Annotated in this window: 17 protein-coding genes, 1 tRNA gene and 1 riboswitch; of the genes, 6 read left to right on the top strand and 12 right to left on the bottom strand. The window is 72.8% G+C overall.

What is annotated here, in order from left to right; all coding sequences use genetic code 11:
* Positions 1 to 67: 67 nt before the first annotated feature.
* Positions 68 to 793 carry a translation initiation factor IF-3 gene (gene infC / locus J3P38_RS00105; protein WP_307807606.1) on the bottom strand — a complete coding sequence of 242 codons (726 nt, stop codon included), beginning with the start codon at positions 791 to 793 and terminating at the stop codon, positions 68 to 70.
* A gap of 262 nt (positions 794 to 1055) precedes the next feature.
* Entirely contained in the window at positions 1056 to 1613 is a 558-nt protein-coding gene (locus J3P38_RS00110; RefSeq protein WP_307807607.1) for an SseB family protein, read from the bottom strand.
* A 46-nt stretch (positions 1614 to 1659) separates the two neighbouring features.
* On the opposite strand from J3P38_RS00110, the gene J3P38_RS00115 reads away from it, so the two are divergent.
* From J3P38_RS00115 to J3P38_RS00125, 3 genes are read left to right on the top strand one after another with little or no spacing between them, the layout of a single operon-like run.
* Complete coding sequence (locus J3P38_RS00115) at positions 1660 to 2136, top strand: hypothetical protein (protein WP_210440840.1); 477 nt, start codon at positions 1660 to 1662, stop codon at positions 2134 to 2136.
* Positions 2137 to 2138: 2 nt separating this feature from the next.
* On the top strand, positions 2139 to 3350 hold the full coding sequence (locus J3P38_RS00120; RefSeq protein WP_210502293.1) for an amino acid deaminase/aldolase: 1212 nt from the start codon (positions 2139 to 2141) through the stop codon (positions 3348 to 3350).
* Positions 3351 to 3388: 38 nt separating this feature from the next.
* Positions 3389 to 3943: a nucleoside/nucleotide kinase family protein gene (locus J3P38_RS00125; protein WP_210502294.1), complete on the top strand. Its 555-nt coding sequence runs from the start codon at positions 3389 to 3391 to the stop codon at positions 3941 to 3943.
* A 36-nt stretch (positions 3944 to 3979) separates the two neighbouring features.
* Here J3P38_RS00125 and J3P38_RS00130 read toward each other — a convergent pair whose 3' ends face one another.
* From J3P38_RS00130 to J3P38_RS00140, 3 genes are read right to left on the bottom strand one after another with little or no spacing between them, the layout of a single operon-like run.
* Positions 3980 to 4459, bottom strand: coding sequence for a PH domain-containing protein (locus tag J3P38_RS00130; protein ID WP_210437522.1), 480 nt, complete (start codon positions 4457 to 4459; stop codon positions 3980 to 3982).
* A complete protein-coding gene (gene hisG / locus J3P38_RS00135; protein WP_210502295.1) occupies positions 4443 to 5288 on the bottom strand; it encodes an ATP phosphoribosyltransferase in 846 nt (281 codons plus the stop codon). The genes J3P38_RS00130 and hisG overlap by 17 nt, the downstream gene beginning before the upstream one ends.
* A gap of 19 nt (positions 5289 to 5307) precedes the next feature.
* Complete coding sequence (locus J3P38_RS00140; RefSeq protein ID WP_210437524.1) at positions 5308 to 5571, bottom strand: phosphoribosyl-ATP diphosphatase; 264 nt, start codon at positions 5569 to 5571, stop codon at positions 5308 to 5310.
* Positions 5572 to 5676: 105 nt separating this feature from the next.
* Here J3P38_RS00140 and J3P38_RS00145 point away from each other — a divergent pair, with 105 nt between their 5' ends.
* Positions 5677 to 5922, top strand: a complete 246-nt coding sequence (locus J3P38_RS00145) for a DUF3072 domain-containing protein (protein ID WP_210437525.1) — start codon at positions 5677 to 5679, stop codon at positions 5920 to 5922.
* On the opposite strand, the gene ribH is transcribed toward J3P38_RS00145, so the two are convergent.
* The 6 genes from ribH to J3P38_RS00175 form a co-directional block, all read right to left on the bottom strand.
* Positions 5919 to 6398 (bottom strand): 6,7-dimethyl-8-ribityllumazine synthase, encoded by a 480-nt coding sequence (gene ribH, locus J3P38_RS00150; protein WP_210502296.1) that lies wholly within the window; start codon positions 6396 to 6398, stop codon positions 5919 to 5921. The genes J3P38_RS00145 and ribH overlap by 4 nt on opposite strands.
* Complete coding sequence (locus J3P38_RS00155; protein WP_210502297.1) at positions 6395 to 7645, bottom strand: bifunctional 3,4-dihydroxy-2-butanone-4-phosphate synthase/GTP cyclohydrolase II; 1251 nt, start codon at positions 7643 to 7645, stop codon at positions 6395 to 6397. Before J3P38_RS00155 ends, ribH begins: the two co-directional genes overlap by 4 nt.
* Positions 7642 to 8337, bottom strand: a complete 696-nt coding sequence (pnuC, locus tag J3P38_RS00160) for a nicotinamide riboside transporter PnuC (protein ID WP_210437528.1) — start codon at positions 8335 to 8337, stop codon at positions 7642 to 7644. The genes J3P38_RS00155 and pnuC overlap by 4 nt, the downstream gene beginning before the upstream one ends.
* Positions 8334 to 8969 carry a riboflavin synthase gene (locus J3P38_RS00165; RefSeq protein ID WP_210502298.1) on the bottom strand — a complete coding sequence of 212 codons (636 nt, stop codon included), beginning with the start codon at positions 8967 to 8969 and terminating at the stop codon, positions 8334 to 8336. Before J3P38_RS00165 ends, pnuC begins: the two co-directional genes overlap by 4 nt.
* A complete protein-coding gene (gene ribD / locus J3P38_RS00170; protein WP_246855592.1) occupies positions 8969 to 10027 on the bottom strand; it encodes a bifunctional diaminohydroxyphosphoribosylaminopyrimidine deaminase/5-amino-6-(5-phosphoribosylamino)uracil reductase RibD in 1059 nt (352 codons plus the stop codon). Before ribD ends, J3P38_RS00165 begins: the two co-directional genes overlap by 1 nt.
* 74 nt (positions 10028 to 10101) lie before the next feature.
* A riboswitch (FMN riboswitch) is annotated at positions 10102 to 10259 on the bottom strand.
* 169 nt (positions 10260 to 10428) lie between these two features.
* Positions 10429 to 11772 carry a M20/M25/M40 family metallo-hydrolase gene (locus J3P38_RS00175; protein ID WP_210502299.1) on the bottom strand — a complete coding sequence of 448 codons (1344 nt, stop codon included), beginning with the start codon at positions 11770 to 11772 and terminating at the stop codon, positions 10429 to 10431.
* Positions 11773 to 11852: 80 nt separating this feature from the next.
* Between J3P38_RS00175 and J3P38_RS00180 the strand changes: the two genes are divergently transcribed.
* Positions 11853 to 11938 (top strand) — tRNA-Leu (locus J3P38_RS00180).
* Positions 11939 to 12007: 69 nt separating this feature from the next.
* On the opposite strand, the gene J3P38_RS00185 is transcribed toward J3P38_RS00180, so the two are convergent.
* A complete protein-coding gene (locus tag J3P38_RS00185) occupies positions 12008 to 13585 on the bottom strand; it encodes an amino acid permease (RefSeq protein ID WP_210502300.1) in 1578 nt (525 codons plus the stop codon).
* Positions 13586 to 13729: 144 nt separating this feature from the next.
* Between J3P38_RS00185 and J3P38_RS00190 the strand changes: the two genes are divergently transcribed.
* Entirely contained in the window at positions 13730 to 14464 is a 735-nt protein-coding gene (locus J3P38_RS00190) for a FadR/GntR family transcriptional regulator (protein WP_210437532.1), read from the top strand.
* Positions 14465 to 14486 lie beyond the last annotated feature (22 nt).

The raw sequence follows: 14486 nt of genomic DNA on the forward strand, positions 1-14486 counted from the left end.
AGGTTGGTCGCGACGACGTCGTCGCCGCATGCTCGAGCGAGGCTCTCGCTCCGCTCGAGCCGTGCTCTCAGGCCTCGATCTCGGGATCCAGGTTCTCGGAGCGGCGGCGCTCCTTCTTCTGGGCGACCGGGCCGGCGGCGTGGGCCGCCTCGCGCTCGGCGTCCTCCTCGGCCTTGCGCTCGGCACGCGCCTGCTCCTTGGTCGCCCGGGCGGCCTCGGCGTCGATCTTGGCGTCGGCCTTCTTCTTGTGCGGGCCGATGACCATGGTCATGTTGCGGCCGTCCTGCTTGGGGGAGGACTCGACGAAGCCGAGGTCCTGCACGTCCTCGGCGAGCTTCTGCAGCAGGCGGAAGCCCAGCTCGGGACGGTGCTGCTCACGACCGCGGAACATGATCGTGATCTTGACCTTGTCGCCGGCGCCGAGGAACCGCACGACGTGACCCTTCTTGGTCTCGTAGTCGTGCGAGTCGATCTTCGGACGAAGCTTCATCTCCTTGATGATCACGTTCGTCTGGTTGCGGCGCGCCTCACGGGCCTTCTGGGCGTTCTCGTACTTGAACTTGCCGTAGTCCATGAGCTTGCAGACCGGGGGGCGACCCTGCGGGGCGATCTCGACGAGGTCGAGGTCGGCCTCCTGGGCCAGCTTGAGTGCCTGGTCGGTCGGCACGATGCCAACGGTCTCGCCGTTGGGTCCTACGAGCCGGACCTCGGGTACGCGGATCCGGTCGTTGATGCGCAGCTCGGTGCTGATGGGTCCTCCAGTGGTTCGGGTGGGTGGGAGTCCCCGTCCCACCGGTCCGTGCTCGGCCGGAAATGAACAAAGGCTCCCGCTGTCGCCAAGCGGGAGCCAGTCATGACACGCCTCCCCCGTCCGGGGAAGCTGAGATGTCCACGGCCGTCTCGCGACGACTGCGTCCACTGGACCGGACCCGACGATCTGTGGTGCTGGACGATCGGTGCGGGTGGGAGACGGGTGCTGCTCGGCTCCGCTTGGCTGGATCAGTGGCACCGGAAAGCGTGGTGTCACTGATCGGTCAACACAGGAGGTTAGCGGATCATTCCGCCGACGGGCCAATCCAGCCGTGGCCGCCCGAGCCGTCGCCGATCGCCACCAGCCGCCAGCCGGAGGCGAGCCGGGGGAGGTCGTCGCCGTCGACGACGTACGTCGCGGGGCCGGCGAGGTCCACCAGCAGGGCCTCGGCGCCGTCCTGGACCGCTGCCGTGGCGGCCGTCCGGGCCGGCACGGGGACCGGGCGGGCCTGCGGGTCCCACCGGGCCATCGAGGCGGTGGAGGTGAACGCCAGGAGGCCCGTGCTCCCGTCGGCGGCCTGCACCAGGACGGCCGCCATGTCGGACGACTTGTCGTGGGCCAGGCCCTGGTCGTCGACCTCGACCTCGCCGAGCACCGCGACCACCGGCACCAGCAGCCGGGCGTCCTGCAGGAGCGACAGCACCGCGCCCGAGGTCGCGGCGCCGCTCGCGTGGTCCGCGAGCACGCGGGCGAGCCGGGGGTCCGCCTCCCCCGCGTCGTCGCCGAACCCGGGGTCGGGGATGGTGCGCCCGGGCGGTTCGTCCTGCGGGGGTCGGGCGGTGTCGCGGTCGTCGTGCTGCACCTCGTCATCCTCCCGTAGGCATGGTGCGCTGTGGGACTCTGGGGCCGTGGAAGCGACAACCTGGGCCGCTCTGACCGCAGCACTCACGGTGGCGGGCGCCATCTGGACGTGGATCGCGTTCCGCCGGCGCGGAGCGGCGAACGGCCTCCGCGCGCTCGGCTTCACCCTGCTCCCGGCAGCGGCGTGGCTGACCGGGACGCTCGAGATGGTCGTCGAGATCGCCGGGTCGGTCACCGACTGGGCGACCGGCCTGGTCTTCGACGTCCGCACCTGGGCCGGGGTGGGGCTGGCCGGGCTGGCGCTGGTGCTGTGGGTCGTGAGCGGCTTCATCCGCGACCGCCAGCTCGCCCGCGGCCAGGCCGCGGGCGCCGGCCGCAGGGCTCGGCGCGGCGAGGCACTGCCGGAGGCGTCGTCCACCCGGACCCGCCCCGCCTCCGGCCCCACGGGCGCGACCCCCGGCCCCGCCGTGGACGACGAGATGGCCGACATCGAGGCGCTGCTGCGCAAGCGCGGCATCGAGTGAGCGTGCACCTCGTCGAGCGCAACCGGCTGTGGTCGCGGCTCGGGTCCGCAGTCGCCGGCCTGCCCGAGCCGCCCGCCACGCCGCTCGCCGTGGTCGACCTGGACCTCTTCGACGCCAACGCCGACGACCTGGTGCGCCGTGCCGGGGGCAAGCCGCTCCGGGTCGCGTCGAAGTCGCTGCGGGTCCCCGCGCTGATCGAGCGCGCGCTGGGTCGTCCCGGGTTCGCCGGCGTGCTGGCGTACACCCTCGCCGAGGCGCTCTGGCTGCACGAGCACGGCCTCAGCGACGACATCGTCGTCGCGTACCCGACCGTGGACGCCGCGGCGGTGCGGCGGCTGACCTCCTCCCCGTCCGCCGCGGCGGCGATCACCCTCATGGTGGACGACCCGGCCCACCTCGACGCCGTCGACGCGACCCGCAGCTCGCTCGCGGTCCCCGTGCGGGTCGCGCTGGACCTCGACGCCGGCCTGCGGCTCGGCGGTCAGCGCGTCGGACCGAGGCGGTCACCGCTCCTCGACACCGCCGACGTGGTCGCGATGGCACGTCGGGTCGCCGATCGCGACGGCTTCCGGCTCGTCGGCGTGATGACGTACGAGGGCCAGGTCGCCGGCGTGCCGGACGACGTCCCGGGGCAGCGAGCCCGGTCGCTGCTCGTCCGCCGGCTCAAGCAGGCGTCGATGGCGCAGCTCGCCTCCCGGCGGAGCGAGATCGCCGAGGCCCTGCGGCCGGTCGCCGAGCTCGAGTTCTGGAACGGCGGCGGCTCCGGCTCGGTCGAGTCCACCGCAGCCGACCCGGCCGTCACCGAGGTCGCGGCGGGCTCCGGCCTGCTGGTGCCCGGTCTGTTCGACCACTACACGTCGTTCGAGCCGCGCCCGGCGGCCTTCTTCGGCCTGCGCGTCACGCGCAGGCCCGGCCCCACCACGGTGACGGTCCACGGCGGCGGGCTCGTCGCCAGCGGCCCCACCGGCGCCGACCGCTCACCCCTCCCCTGGGCGCCGCCGGGACTGCGCCTCACCGCCCTCGAGGGGGCGGGCGAGGTGCAGACGCCGCTGACCGGCCATCCCGCCGCGTCGCTCGCGATCGGCGACCTCGTCTGGTTCCGTCACGCGAAGTCGGGCGAGCTCTTCGAGCACGTGCGCGAGGTGCACCTCGTCCGGGGCGATGCGGTGACCGCGGTGGTGCCGTCCTACCGCGGCTGCGAGGTCGCGTTCTGAGCCCTCGTGACAGCCGTCCGGACGAGGGCGGTCGGCTGGTGACCGCCGACCCCCACCACGTCGCCCGCACGGTCGCCGACCTCGTCCACGCGGGCCCGCCGACCCTCGGCACGGGACGCCTGGTGTGCATCGACGGCCCGGCGGGCTCGGGCAAGACCACGCTCGCGGCGGCGCTCGCCGAGCTCGTGCCGCGCGCTCACGTGGTGCACTCCGACGAGCTGCTCGAGGGCTGGCGCGGACTGCCCGGCCTGGCGGCCACCGTGACCCGTCTGCTCACCCCGCTCGCCGGCGGCGAGCCCGGACGCTGGCGGCGCTGGGACTGGCACGCCGACGGCTGGGCCGAGAGCCGGGAGGTGCGTCCCGGCGGGCTGCTGGTGCTCGAGGGTGTCGGGTGCTGGTCGCCGGCGATCGGCCACCTCGTCGGCGTGCTGGTGTGGCTGGAGGCCGACCCGGGCGTGCGGCTCGCGCGTGCCCTCGAGCGCGACGGCGACTACCTGCGCGCACACTGGGACCAGTGGCGCACCGACGAGTCGGAGCTCTTCGAGCGGTACCGCACCCGCTCGCGCGCCGACTTCGTGGTGCGCACCGACTGAGCCGGCCGGTTCCGCCGGCGACGCCGTGGAGGCGGCTCAGTCGTCGGCGGGTCCGGCGCGGGCGATCAGCGCCCGCAGTTGGCGCACGCCGTCGCGGGCCACCTTGCCGTCCGAGCCCTGGAAGGCCATGGCCGAGATCGTCGTGCCGTCGGCGAGGTCGAGGGTCGCCCACGGGGCGCCCGCGGGCAGGTGCACGGCCACCACCTGCTCCCAGGCGAGCCGGCGGGTGCGGAACCCGTTGACCACGACCAGGGCCGCCGACTCGGCCGTCACCCGTGACCGGCCGAGCGCCCATCCGATGGTGGCGAAGCCCGCGCCGAGGGCGAGCAGGGTGGCTCGCTGGAGGAAGGTGAACCTGGCGCGGGTCTCGTCGTCGAAGCCGAACCACGCCGCAGCGCACACGACGAGCAGCGTCAGGCCGAAGCCGACCACGGCCAGCCGCACGCCCATCGGCCGCCAGGTGTGCGGCAGCGAGGGCACCGCCCGGCCTGCCGGGCGCTCAGAGGCGGCAGGCATGGATGTCGGTCAGCAGGATCGCGCGGGCACCGATCGAGTACAGCTCGTCCATCAGCCGCTGCGCACCCGCGCGCGGCACCATGACCCGCACCGCCACCCATCCGGGCTTGCCGAGGGGCGAGATCGTCGGCCCCTCGCGACCGGGGGCGAGCTCGGTCGCTCGGTCGAGGTGGGCCTCCTCGATGTCGTAGTCCATCATCACGTAGCTGCGCGCCACCAGGACGCCCTCGACCCGCCGGCGGAAGATCTCGAAGTCGTCGGGGACCTGCCCGCCACGGGTGATCAGCACGGCCTCGGACTCGAGGATGACCTCGCCGAAGATGGCCAGGCCGGCGGCGCGCAGCGTCGAGCCGGTCTCCACGACGTCGGCGATGACGTCGGCCACGCCGAGCTGGATGCTGGTCTCGACCGCGCCGTCCAGGCGCGTGACGGTGGCGTCGATGCCGTGGCGGAACAGGTAGTCCTCCACCACCCCGACGTACGACGTCGCGACGCGCAGGCCGGCGAGGTCCTCCAGCGAGGAGTAGCGGCCGGCCGGGCCGGCGAAGTGGAAGCGCGAGCGGCCGAACCCGAGGCTCATCGTCTCGTCGGCCTTCGCCCCGGAGTCGAGCAGCAGGTCGCGACCGGTGATCCCGACGTCGAGGGTGCCCTCGCCGACGTAGAGCGCGATGTCGCGCGGGCGCAGGTAGAAGAACTCGACGCCGTTCTCGGAGTCGACGAGCGCGAGCTCCTTGGTGTCGGTGCGCTGGCGGTAGCCGGACTCGCGCAGGATGTCGGTGGCGGCCTGGGACAGCGACCCCTTGTTGGGGACGGCGATGCGGAGGGTCATGCGAGGTTCTCCGGGGCTCTCAGAGGTGTGCGTAGACGTCGTCGAGGGTCAGGCCGGAGGCCAGCATCAGGACCTGCGCGTGGTAGAGCAGCTGGCTGATCTCCAGCGCCGTGGCCTCCTTGCCCTCGTGCTCGGCGGCCATCCACGACTCGGCGGCCTCCTCGAGCAGCTTCTTGCCGATGGCATGGATCCCGGCGTCGAGCTGCTGCACGGTGCCGGACCCCTCGGGGCGCTCCGCGGCCTTGGTGGACAGCTCCGCCCACAGGTCCTCGAACGTCTTCACGAGGGACAACCCTACGGCGCCGTGACGACGCCGCCACCAGCGGTCCCGTGCGCGGACCGCCCCTGCGGGGGTTGTCCTGTCGGCACGGCGCGCTACCGTCGGGGCATGAGCAATTCGAACACGCATTCGGACCCCGAGCCCCGCGAGACGATCGGGGCCACCAGTGGCGACAGCACCCGCAAGGACCCCGAGGACTGGGTCACCGGCGACGAGCCCATGACGGGCGCGCAGCGCAGCTACCTCGACACCTTGGCCCGGGAGGCCGGCGAGGAGCTGCCGGCCGACCTGACCAAGGCGGAGGCGTCGGAGCACATCGACCGGCTGCAGGGAGCCAGCGACCGGACGAGCTAGCCGGCGCGCCGGGCCCGGAGCACCCGCGCGGTGTCGAGCGCCGCGGCCGTGGCCTCCCAGCCCTTGTCCTCCCTCGACCCGTCGAGGCCGGCCCGGTCGAGCGCCTGCTCCTCGGTGTTGCACGTGAGCACCCCGAAGCCGACCGGCATCACGTGCTCGACGCTGACCCGGGTCAGCCCCTCGGTCGCGGCGGAGCAGACGTAGTCGAAGTGCGGGGTGCCGCCCCGGATGACGACGCCGAGCGCCACCACCGCGTCGTACCCCTCACGTGCGAGCGCCGCGGCGACCACCGGCAGCTCGAACGTCCCCGGCACCCGGACGAGCTCCGGCTCGGTGATGCCGTAGGCGGCCAGCGCGCGCGCGGCGCCGGCCACGAGGCCGTCCATCACCTGGGTGTGCCAGCTCGCGGCGACGACGGCCACCTGCAGGTCGCTGGCGTCGAAGGGCTGGGACGTGGGGGCTCCGGCGCCGCTCATGGGGTTCCTCCGTGGCTGAGGTCTGGCAGGTCGTGGCCCATCCGGTCGCGCTTGGTGAGCAGGTAGGCCAGGTTGTGGTCGTTGGGGTGCGGCGTGAGCGGCACGCGCTCGGTGACGGTGATCCCGTAGTCCTCGAGGCTCGCCGTCTTGGCGGGGTTGTTCGTCATCAACCGGACCGATGAGATGCCGAGGTCGCGCAGGACCTGGGTCGCGGTGCCGTAGTGGCGTGCGTCGGCCGGCAGGCCGAGGTCGAGGTTGGCGTCGACGGTGTCCCGTCCGCCGTCCTGCAGCTGGTAGGCCTGCAGCTTGGCCACCAGGCCGATCCCTCGGCCCTCGTGGCCGCGGAGGTAGACGACCACTCCCCTGCCCTCGGCGACCACCCGGGCCAGCGCCTCGTCGAGCTGCGGGCCGCAGTCGCAGCGCTCGCTGCCGAACACGTCGCCGGTCAGGCACTCGCTGTGCACCCGGGTGAGCACCGGCTCGCCCCGCTCGACCGCCTCCGCGAGGTCGCCGTGCACGAGCGCGACGTGCTCAGAGTCGTCGATGGTGATGCGGTAGCCGTAGGCGGTGAACAGCCCGTGCCGGGTCGGCAGGCGGGTCTCCGCGACGCGCTCGACGTGCCGCTCGTGGCGCCGCCGGTACCTGACGAGGTCCTCGATCGAGATCATCGCCAGCCCGTGCTCGTCGGCGAACTCGCGCAGCTCGGGCGCCCGCTTCATCGTGCCGTCGTCGTTGACCACCTCGACCAGGACGCCGGCCGGCGTGAGACCGGCGAGCCGGGCCAGGTCGACGGCGGCCTCGGTGTGCCCGCGACGCACCAGGACCCCGCCCTCGCGGTAGCGCAGCGGGAAGACGTGGCCCGGACGGGTCAGCTCCCAGGGCTCGGTGGCCGAGTCGGCCAGCGTCCGGGCGGTGCGCGCCCGGTCCGCCGCGCTGATGCCGGTCGAGACGCCGTCGCGCGCGTCGACGGACACGGTGTACGCCGTGCGCAGCCGGTCCTTGTTGTGCGGCGTCATCAGCGGGATCTCCAGCCGCTCGAGCATGTCGCCCGGCATGGGCACGCAGATCACGCCGCTGGAGTGGCGGATCGTGAAGGCCATTAGCTCCGGCGTCGCCTTGGCGGCGGCGAAGATGATGTCGCCCTCGTTCTCGCGGTCCTCGTCGTCGACCACGACGACCGCATTGCCCGCCGCGATGTCGGCGATCGCGCGCTCGACGGTGTCGAGCCTGACGCTGCTGGTGCTCATGCCGGCACCGCCTGCTTCTCCTCGGCGGCGTCGACCACCGTGCGGCTCGCGCGCCACCACACGACGAAGCCGATGACGACGAAGACGGCGTAGAACAGGTACATCCCGGCCGTCGGGTAGTACTCCGCCTGGACGAGCGTGGTCACGCCGACGACGTCGACCAGGATCCACACCAGCCAGAACTCCACCCACCCGCGCGCCATCCCGTAGGTGGCCAGCATCGAGCCGGCGAGGATCCACGCCTCGGTGGTCGGGCCCCACGACCCCAGCACGCGGGTGAGCAGCAGGTACGCCGCGGCGTACCCCACGACGCCCAGCACCAGCAGCTGGCCGCGCTCGGCCCACGTCGCCCAGCGGGGCGCGATCGCGCCGCCGTCCGACGCCCCGCCGGCCCGGCGCGCCTGCGACCAGCGCCACCACCCGTAGAGCGAGACGGCGGCGAAGAAGACCTGGCGGCCCGCCTGCCCCCACAGCGGCTCCTCGATGTGACCGGAGAGCTCCCCTGTCGCGAAGACGGTGAAGAGCAGCACGTTGCCGACCAGGCCGACGGGCCAGGCCCACACCAGCCGGCGCATGCCGAGGACGGCGCTCGCCAGGCCGAACAGGTTGCCGATCACCTCGCGAGCACCGAGGGAGCCGCCGCCCGGCACGGGGATGGTGCCGTGGACGAGCCATTCGAGCAGGGTCATCATTCTTCCTCGTCGGTTCGGAGGGTCCGGGCGTCCCCGGCGTGGGCGTAGGCGCCGAGGAGCTTCTCGACGTGCTTGGCGATGACGTCGGCCTCGAGGTTGACGAGGTCGCCGACCCGGCGGGCGCCGAGGGTCGTCCGGGCGAGGGTCTCGGGGATGAGGCTGACGGTGAAGCTGCTCTCGAGCGCCTCGACGACGGTGAGGCTCACGCCGTCGACGGTGATGGACCCCTTGTCGACGAGGTAGCGCGCGAGGTGGGCGGGCAGCGAGACCTCCACGACGTCCCAGTGCTCGCTCGGCGAGCGGGAGACGATCTCGCCGACGCCGTCGACGTGGCCCTGGACGATGTGCCCGCCGAGCCGCTTCTCGACGGTGACCGCCCGCTCGAGGTTGACCCGGTCGCCCGGCGCGACCCCGCGCAGGGAGGTCCTGTCGAGCGTCTCCTGCATGAGGTCGGCCGTCCAGGTGCCGTCCCCGAGCTCGGCGACCGTGAGGCAGCAGCCGTTGACGGAGATGGAGTCGCCCAGTCCGGTGCCCTCGAGCACCGTGGCGGCCTCGATCGTGAGCCGGATGGCGTCGCCCTGGTCGGTGATTGCGGCGACCGTGCCGAGCTCCTCGACGATCCCGGTGAACATCAGTTCCTCCTCTGCTCGGCACCCGGCTGGGGCCGCATGGTGAGCCGTACGTTGGTGTCGTCGCCGTCGTGGCCGGGCAGCACGGCGACGTCGTCGACGGCGAGGTGCAGGGCGTCCGCGATGGTGCCGATGCCGAGGTCGGCGACGGCGTTCCTGCCCGCGCCGAGCAGCATCGGGGCGACGTAGGCGACGACCTCGTCGACCAGACCGGCCTGCAGGAAGGCGCGCGCGAGCGTCGGACCGCCCTCGAGGAACACGTGCCGGCGCTCCAGCTCGTGCAGCCGCGCCAGCGCCTCCTCCGGGTCGCGGGTGCGCAGGTGCACGGTCTCGGCCTCGCCGTCGAGGACCCGGCGGTCCGGTGGCAGGTCGCGCACCCCCATCACGGCGCGCAGCGGCTGGCGGGGCAGCGGCGTGTCGTCCTCGTCGCGCACGGTGAGCCGCGGGTCGTCGACCTCGACGGTGTTCGTCCCGACGAGCATCGTGTCGCACAGCGCGCGCAGGCGGTGGGTGTCGCGGCGCGCGGCCGGACTCGACACCCAGCGGCTGGTGCCGTCGGCGGCGGCGCTGCGGCCGTCGAGCGTGGTGGCGAACTTCCAGGTCACGAGGGGGCGTCCCTGGGTGACGGCGAAGGTCCAGGCCCGGTTCAGGGCCTCCGCCTCGGCGGCCATCGGCCCCCGCTCGACGTCGACGCCCGCACCGTGCAGGCGGCCGGCGCCGCCCCGGGCGACGGGGTTCGGGTCGGTCTGGGCGTACACCACGCGCCGTACGCCGGCGGCGATGAGCGCTTCGCTGCACGGCCCCGTGCGACCGGTGTGGTCGCACGGTTCGAGGGTCACCACGGCGGTCGCGCCGCGCGCGGCGGCGCCGGCCGCTGCGAGGGCGGCGGCCTCGGCGTGCGGCGTACCCGCGCCGCGGTGGAACCCCTCCGCGATCGTGGTGCCGTCGGGAGCCAGCAGCACGCAGCCGACGCGGGGGTTGGGGCCGAGGGGCACGCCGGGGGTGGCGGCGATCGCGAGCGCGCGCTGCATCGCGCGGCGCTCCGCCTCGGTGTTCGTCATCTCCGCCTCCGGTCCGTGTGCGGACTCCGGGGCGGGCGACGGTGCTCGCGCTCTGTCGAGGAGCGCGGAGCCGTCGGCGTGCACTTCTCATCCGGACTTTGACCGTCGGTCCAGGAGTTCCACCTGGTCAACCGGCCACTGGCTGTGGCCGGGTCGCGGACTTCCGAGGCGAGGCACGAAGCCCCGCTCGGTCACCGCCGGTGCGGAGTTCCACCGCCCCCAGAGCACGCGAGCTCTTACCGGCGCAACTGTGCCACAGCGCCGCGCATTCCCTCACCGGTGTCCGGGCGTGACCTGCGCAACACGGGTCCCTCCTGCCTCCTGTTCCCCCGCCTACGCGGGGGATCGCGAACTTCCGGTGGCCTGCACGCCCCGAGAAGTTCGCGACACGCCCACGAGGTTCAGACCTGGTCGAGGAACCGGTCGAAGACCCGCGCACCGAACTCCAGCGCGTCCACGGGCACCCGCTCGTCGACGCCGTGGAACAGCGCGGTGAAGTCGAGGTCCGCGGGCAGCCGCAGCGGCGCGAAGCCGTAGGACCGCATCCCGAGCTTGCGGAAGTGCTTGGCGTCGGTGCCGCCGCTCATCAGGTACGGCGCGACGACCGCGTCGGGGTCCTCGGCCAGCAGGCTGCGCGTCATCGCCGTGACGAGGTCGCCGTCGTACGGCGTCTCCCACGGGTCCTGCTTGGACTCGAAGGAGAAGTCGATGCCGCCGCCGGCGAGCTCGCGGAGCGTCGCGAAGAACTCGTCCTCGTAGCCGGGCAGGAAGCGCCCGTCCACGGTCGCCTGGGCGTCGGTCGGGATGACGTTGGTCTTGTAGCCGGCCCGCAGCATCGTCGGGTTGGCCGTGTTGCGGATGACGGCGCCGAGCATCCGGGCGGCGTCGCCGAACTCCTCGACCAGGGCCTCGGCGTTGTCCGGCGTCGCCTCGGTGCCGGCGAGCTCGCCGATGGTCGCGAGCAGCACCTCCATGGTCGGCGTCAGCCGCACCGGCCACTGGTGGGCGCCGATGCGGGCGACCGCCCCGGCGAGCCGGGTCACCGCGTTGTCGTCGTTGATCATCGAGCCGTGGCCCGCACGGCCGCGGGCGGTGAGGCGCATCCAGGCCATGCCCTTCTCGGCCGCCTCAATGAGGTAGACCCGGCGGCCCCGCACGGTCGCGGAGAAGCCGCCGACCTCCCCGACGGCCTCGGAGCAGTCGGCGAGCAGGTCGGCGTGGTCGTCGACCAGGATCCCGGCGCCGTGGTGCCCGCCGGCCTCCTCGTCGGCGGTGAAGCACAGCACCACCTCCCGGTCGGGCGCGGCACCCGCCGCCGCGCGGGCGCGCACGACGCTGAGCAGCATGGCGTCGAAGTCCTTCATGTCCACCGCGCCCCGGCCCCAGACGTGGCCGTCCTTGATCTCGCCGCTGAACGGGTCGACCTGCCAGTCCGACGCCTCGGCCGGTACGACGTCGAGGTGGCCGTGCAGCAGCAGCGGGGCGCGGCCGTCGCCACCGCCCCAGCGCGCGACGACGTTCGCCCGGCCCGGCCGGCCCTCGATGACCTCGCTCGCGATCCCCACCTCGTCGAGCAGTCCGGCCACCAGCTCGGCGGCCTTGCGCTCCCCGGGCCCGTCGTCGGTGCCGTAGTTCGAGGTGTCGATCCCGATGAGGTCCTGGCAGAGCTGCACCACCTCCGCGGCGGGGTCGTACGCGCGGTCCTGGGGAGTGTCGTGCGAGGGGTCCTGTGGCGCCTGGTCCATGCCGTCCATCCTGCCCCACGAGTGTGCAGCGGCCCCGATTCGTTGGCCGTGAACCCCTTTGCTACTGTTCTCCAGCACTCGTCCGGGTGGCGGAATTGGCAGACGCGCTAGCTTGAGGTGCTAGTGCCCGTATTAGGGCGTGGGGGTTCAAGTCCCCCCTCGGACACACGAGCAGAACCCCAGGTCGCAGACCTGGGGTTCTTCGCTTGTCCGGGCAGCCGGCCCCGGGGGGCGCTCAGTCGTCGAACGCGTTGACCACGTCGTGGTCGATCGTGGTCCTGGGCCCGGTGAACCACCGCTTGGCCGACACGTTCCACCAGATCGCGAGCACGAGCAGCGTGCCGATGGTGAGGACGGGGGCGTAGTTGACGCTGCTCCAGGCGAAGTCGTCGCTGAACGGCACGCCGGCCGGCGTGAACGGCAGGACGAAGTAGACCGAGATGATGAGGATCTCGAGCACCGCCACGAGGTTCATCCACTTGTACTTCGCGCCGTTGTTCCAGGTGCCCGCCTCGAACGCGTCACCCAAGCGCCAGCGCAGGAAGATCGGGATCACGAAGGACAGGTAGAGCCCGATCACCGCGACCGAGACGACGGCGTAGAAGGCCACCGGCACGCCGCCGATGCTCTTGAGCGCCGGGAGCGTGATCACGATGCCGACGACCGCCACGAACATCACGGCGTTGGCGGGGATGCGGGTGGTCTTGTTGACCCTGGACAGCCAGCGCGAGCCGGGGATCGCGCCGTCGCGGCTGAAGGCGAACGTCATCCGCGACGCGCTGGTCAGGCACGCGGTGGCGCAGAACAGCTGGCCGGCGGTGGAGATGAGCAGCACCAGGAAGTGCCATCCGTCCGGCAGCGCCTGGCCGAAGATGACGTCCACCGCCCCGAAGCCCTCGCTGACGCCCTGCGGGTCCTGCACGGCGAAGAGGAACGCCAGCAGGAGCACGTAGCCGCCGATCGCGGAGTAGAAGATCGAGCGCCAGATGCCCTTCGCCGCCCCCTCCGCCGCGCCCTGGGTCTCCTCGGAGAGGTGGGCGGAGGCGTCGAAGCCGGTGATCGTGTACTGGGTGAGCAGGAAGCCCAGCGGCAGCACCAGGAACCAGTAGGCACCGTTGCTGAAGCCGGAGTTGTTGATGCGCTCGGTGAAGACGAAGTCGAGGCTCTGGTGGGTGGGCGGGACGATGATCAGCACCGCGATGACGATCGCCGCTCCGGCGACGTGCCACCACACCGAGATGTTGTTGATGACCGCGAGCAGGTGGCCGCTGAAGATGTTGAGCACCGAGGCGAGCACGAGGATCGCCACGAAGAGCAGGAACACCCGGGTCAGCGAGTAGCTCTCGGCCCAGTCGGTGCTGATCGTGCTGATGGTCAGGTCGAGGAACGTCGCGGCGCCGTACGCCACGCTCGCCGTGACCGCCAGCAGCCCGATGAGGTTGAGCCACCCGGAGAAGAACCCGGCCGCCGGGCCGCCCAGCTTGGCCGCCCACCAGTAGATGCCGCCCGAGGTGGGATAGGCGGAGACCAGCTCGCTGAGCGTGAAGCCGATGATGAGGATGAACGCCGAGATGATCGGCCAGCCCCACGAGATGGCGATGGGCCCGCCGTTGTTCCACGCCTGGCCGAAGGTCGTGAAGCACCCGGCCAGGATCGAGATGATGGAGAACGAGATCGCGAAGTTGGAGAAGCTCGACCAGCTCCGGCTCAGCTCCTGGGAGTAGCCCAGCTTGGCGAGATGCTTCTCGTCGTCGGTCAGCTCGCGCTCTCGGGCGGTCTCTCCTGCGGATCCAGCAGCGGACTCAGCGGACATGGGCACACCTCTCGGGGCGTCGTCGGGTGCTCGGCACCGTAGACCCGGCCGCACCCGCCGTAAAGGGCCTCGCGGAGAACAGTCGAAAATTGGTATGAACTCCGACCATTGACCTGGACCCCGGACGTGCCCAGACTGGCCCGCATGACCGCGCAGCCGCACGAGCACCTCACCGCGGCGGTGCTCCGGCCGGTGCGCGGGCACCACGCGTTCGAGGGCTGCGTCGAGCAGCTCGCCACGGCCATCCGCCTCGGCGTCTACCCGGTGGGCAGCGTGCTGCCGCCCGAGCGGGAGCTCGCCGAGCGGCTCGCCGTCAGCCGGGCGACGCTCCGCGAGGCCATCGCCGCGTTGCGCCAGGCGGGCCTCGTCGAGACCCGGCGCGGCCGCGGGGGCGGCTCGACGGTGACCTCGCAGGCCCGCGCCCGGATCCGCGGCGGGCTGTCCCGGCTGTCCGCCGCCACGAAGTCCGAGTGGCTCGACGCGCTGGAGTTCCGGCGGGTCGTGGAGCCGGGCGCCGCGCACCTCGCCGCGAGCCACGAGCTCGCCGACCCCGACCGTGAGCGGCTCACGGCGACGGAGGCGGCGGTGCACGACGCGGCCGGGAAGCGCGCCCACCGGCAGGCCGACTCGCGGCTGCACCTCACGATCGCCGCGCTCAGCGGCTCGGCCCGCCTCCAGGAGGCGGTCACGTCGGTGCAGTCCACGCTCGACACGATGCTGGCCGCCATTCCCGCGCTCGACACCAACATCGGGCACTCGCACCACCAGCACCGGCTCATCTGCACGGCCATCCTCAACGGGCGCGCCGAGCGCGCCCGGAAGGTGATGGAGGACCACTGCGACGACACGGCCGCGCTGCTGCGCGGCCTGCTCGTCTGACCGGCACCGCCGCCCCCACAGG

The organism is Nocardioides xinjiangensis (assembly GCF_017916455.1).
GTDB lineage: Bacteria > Actinomycetota > Actinomycetes > Propionibacteriales > Nocardioidaceae > Nocardioides > Nocardioides xinjiangensis.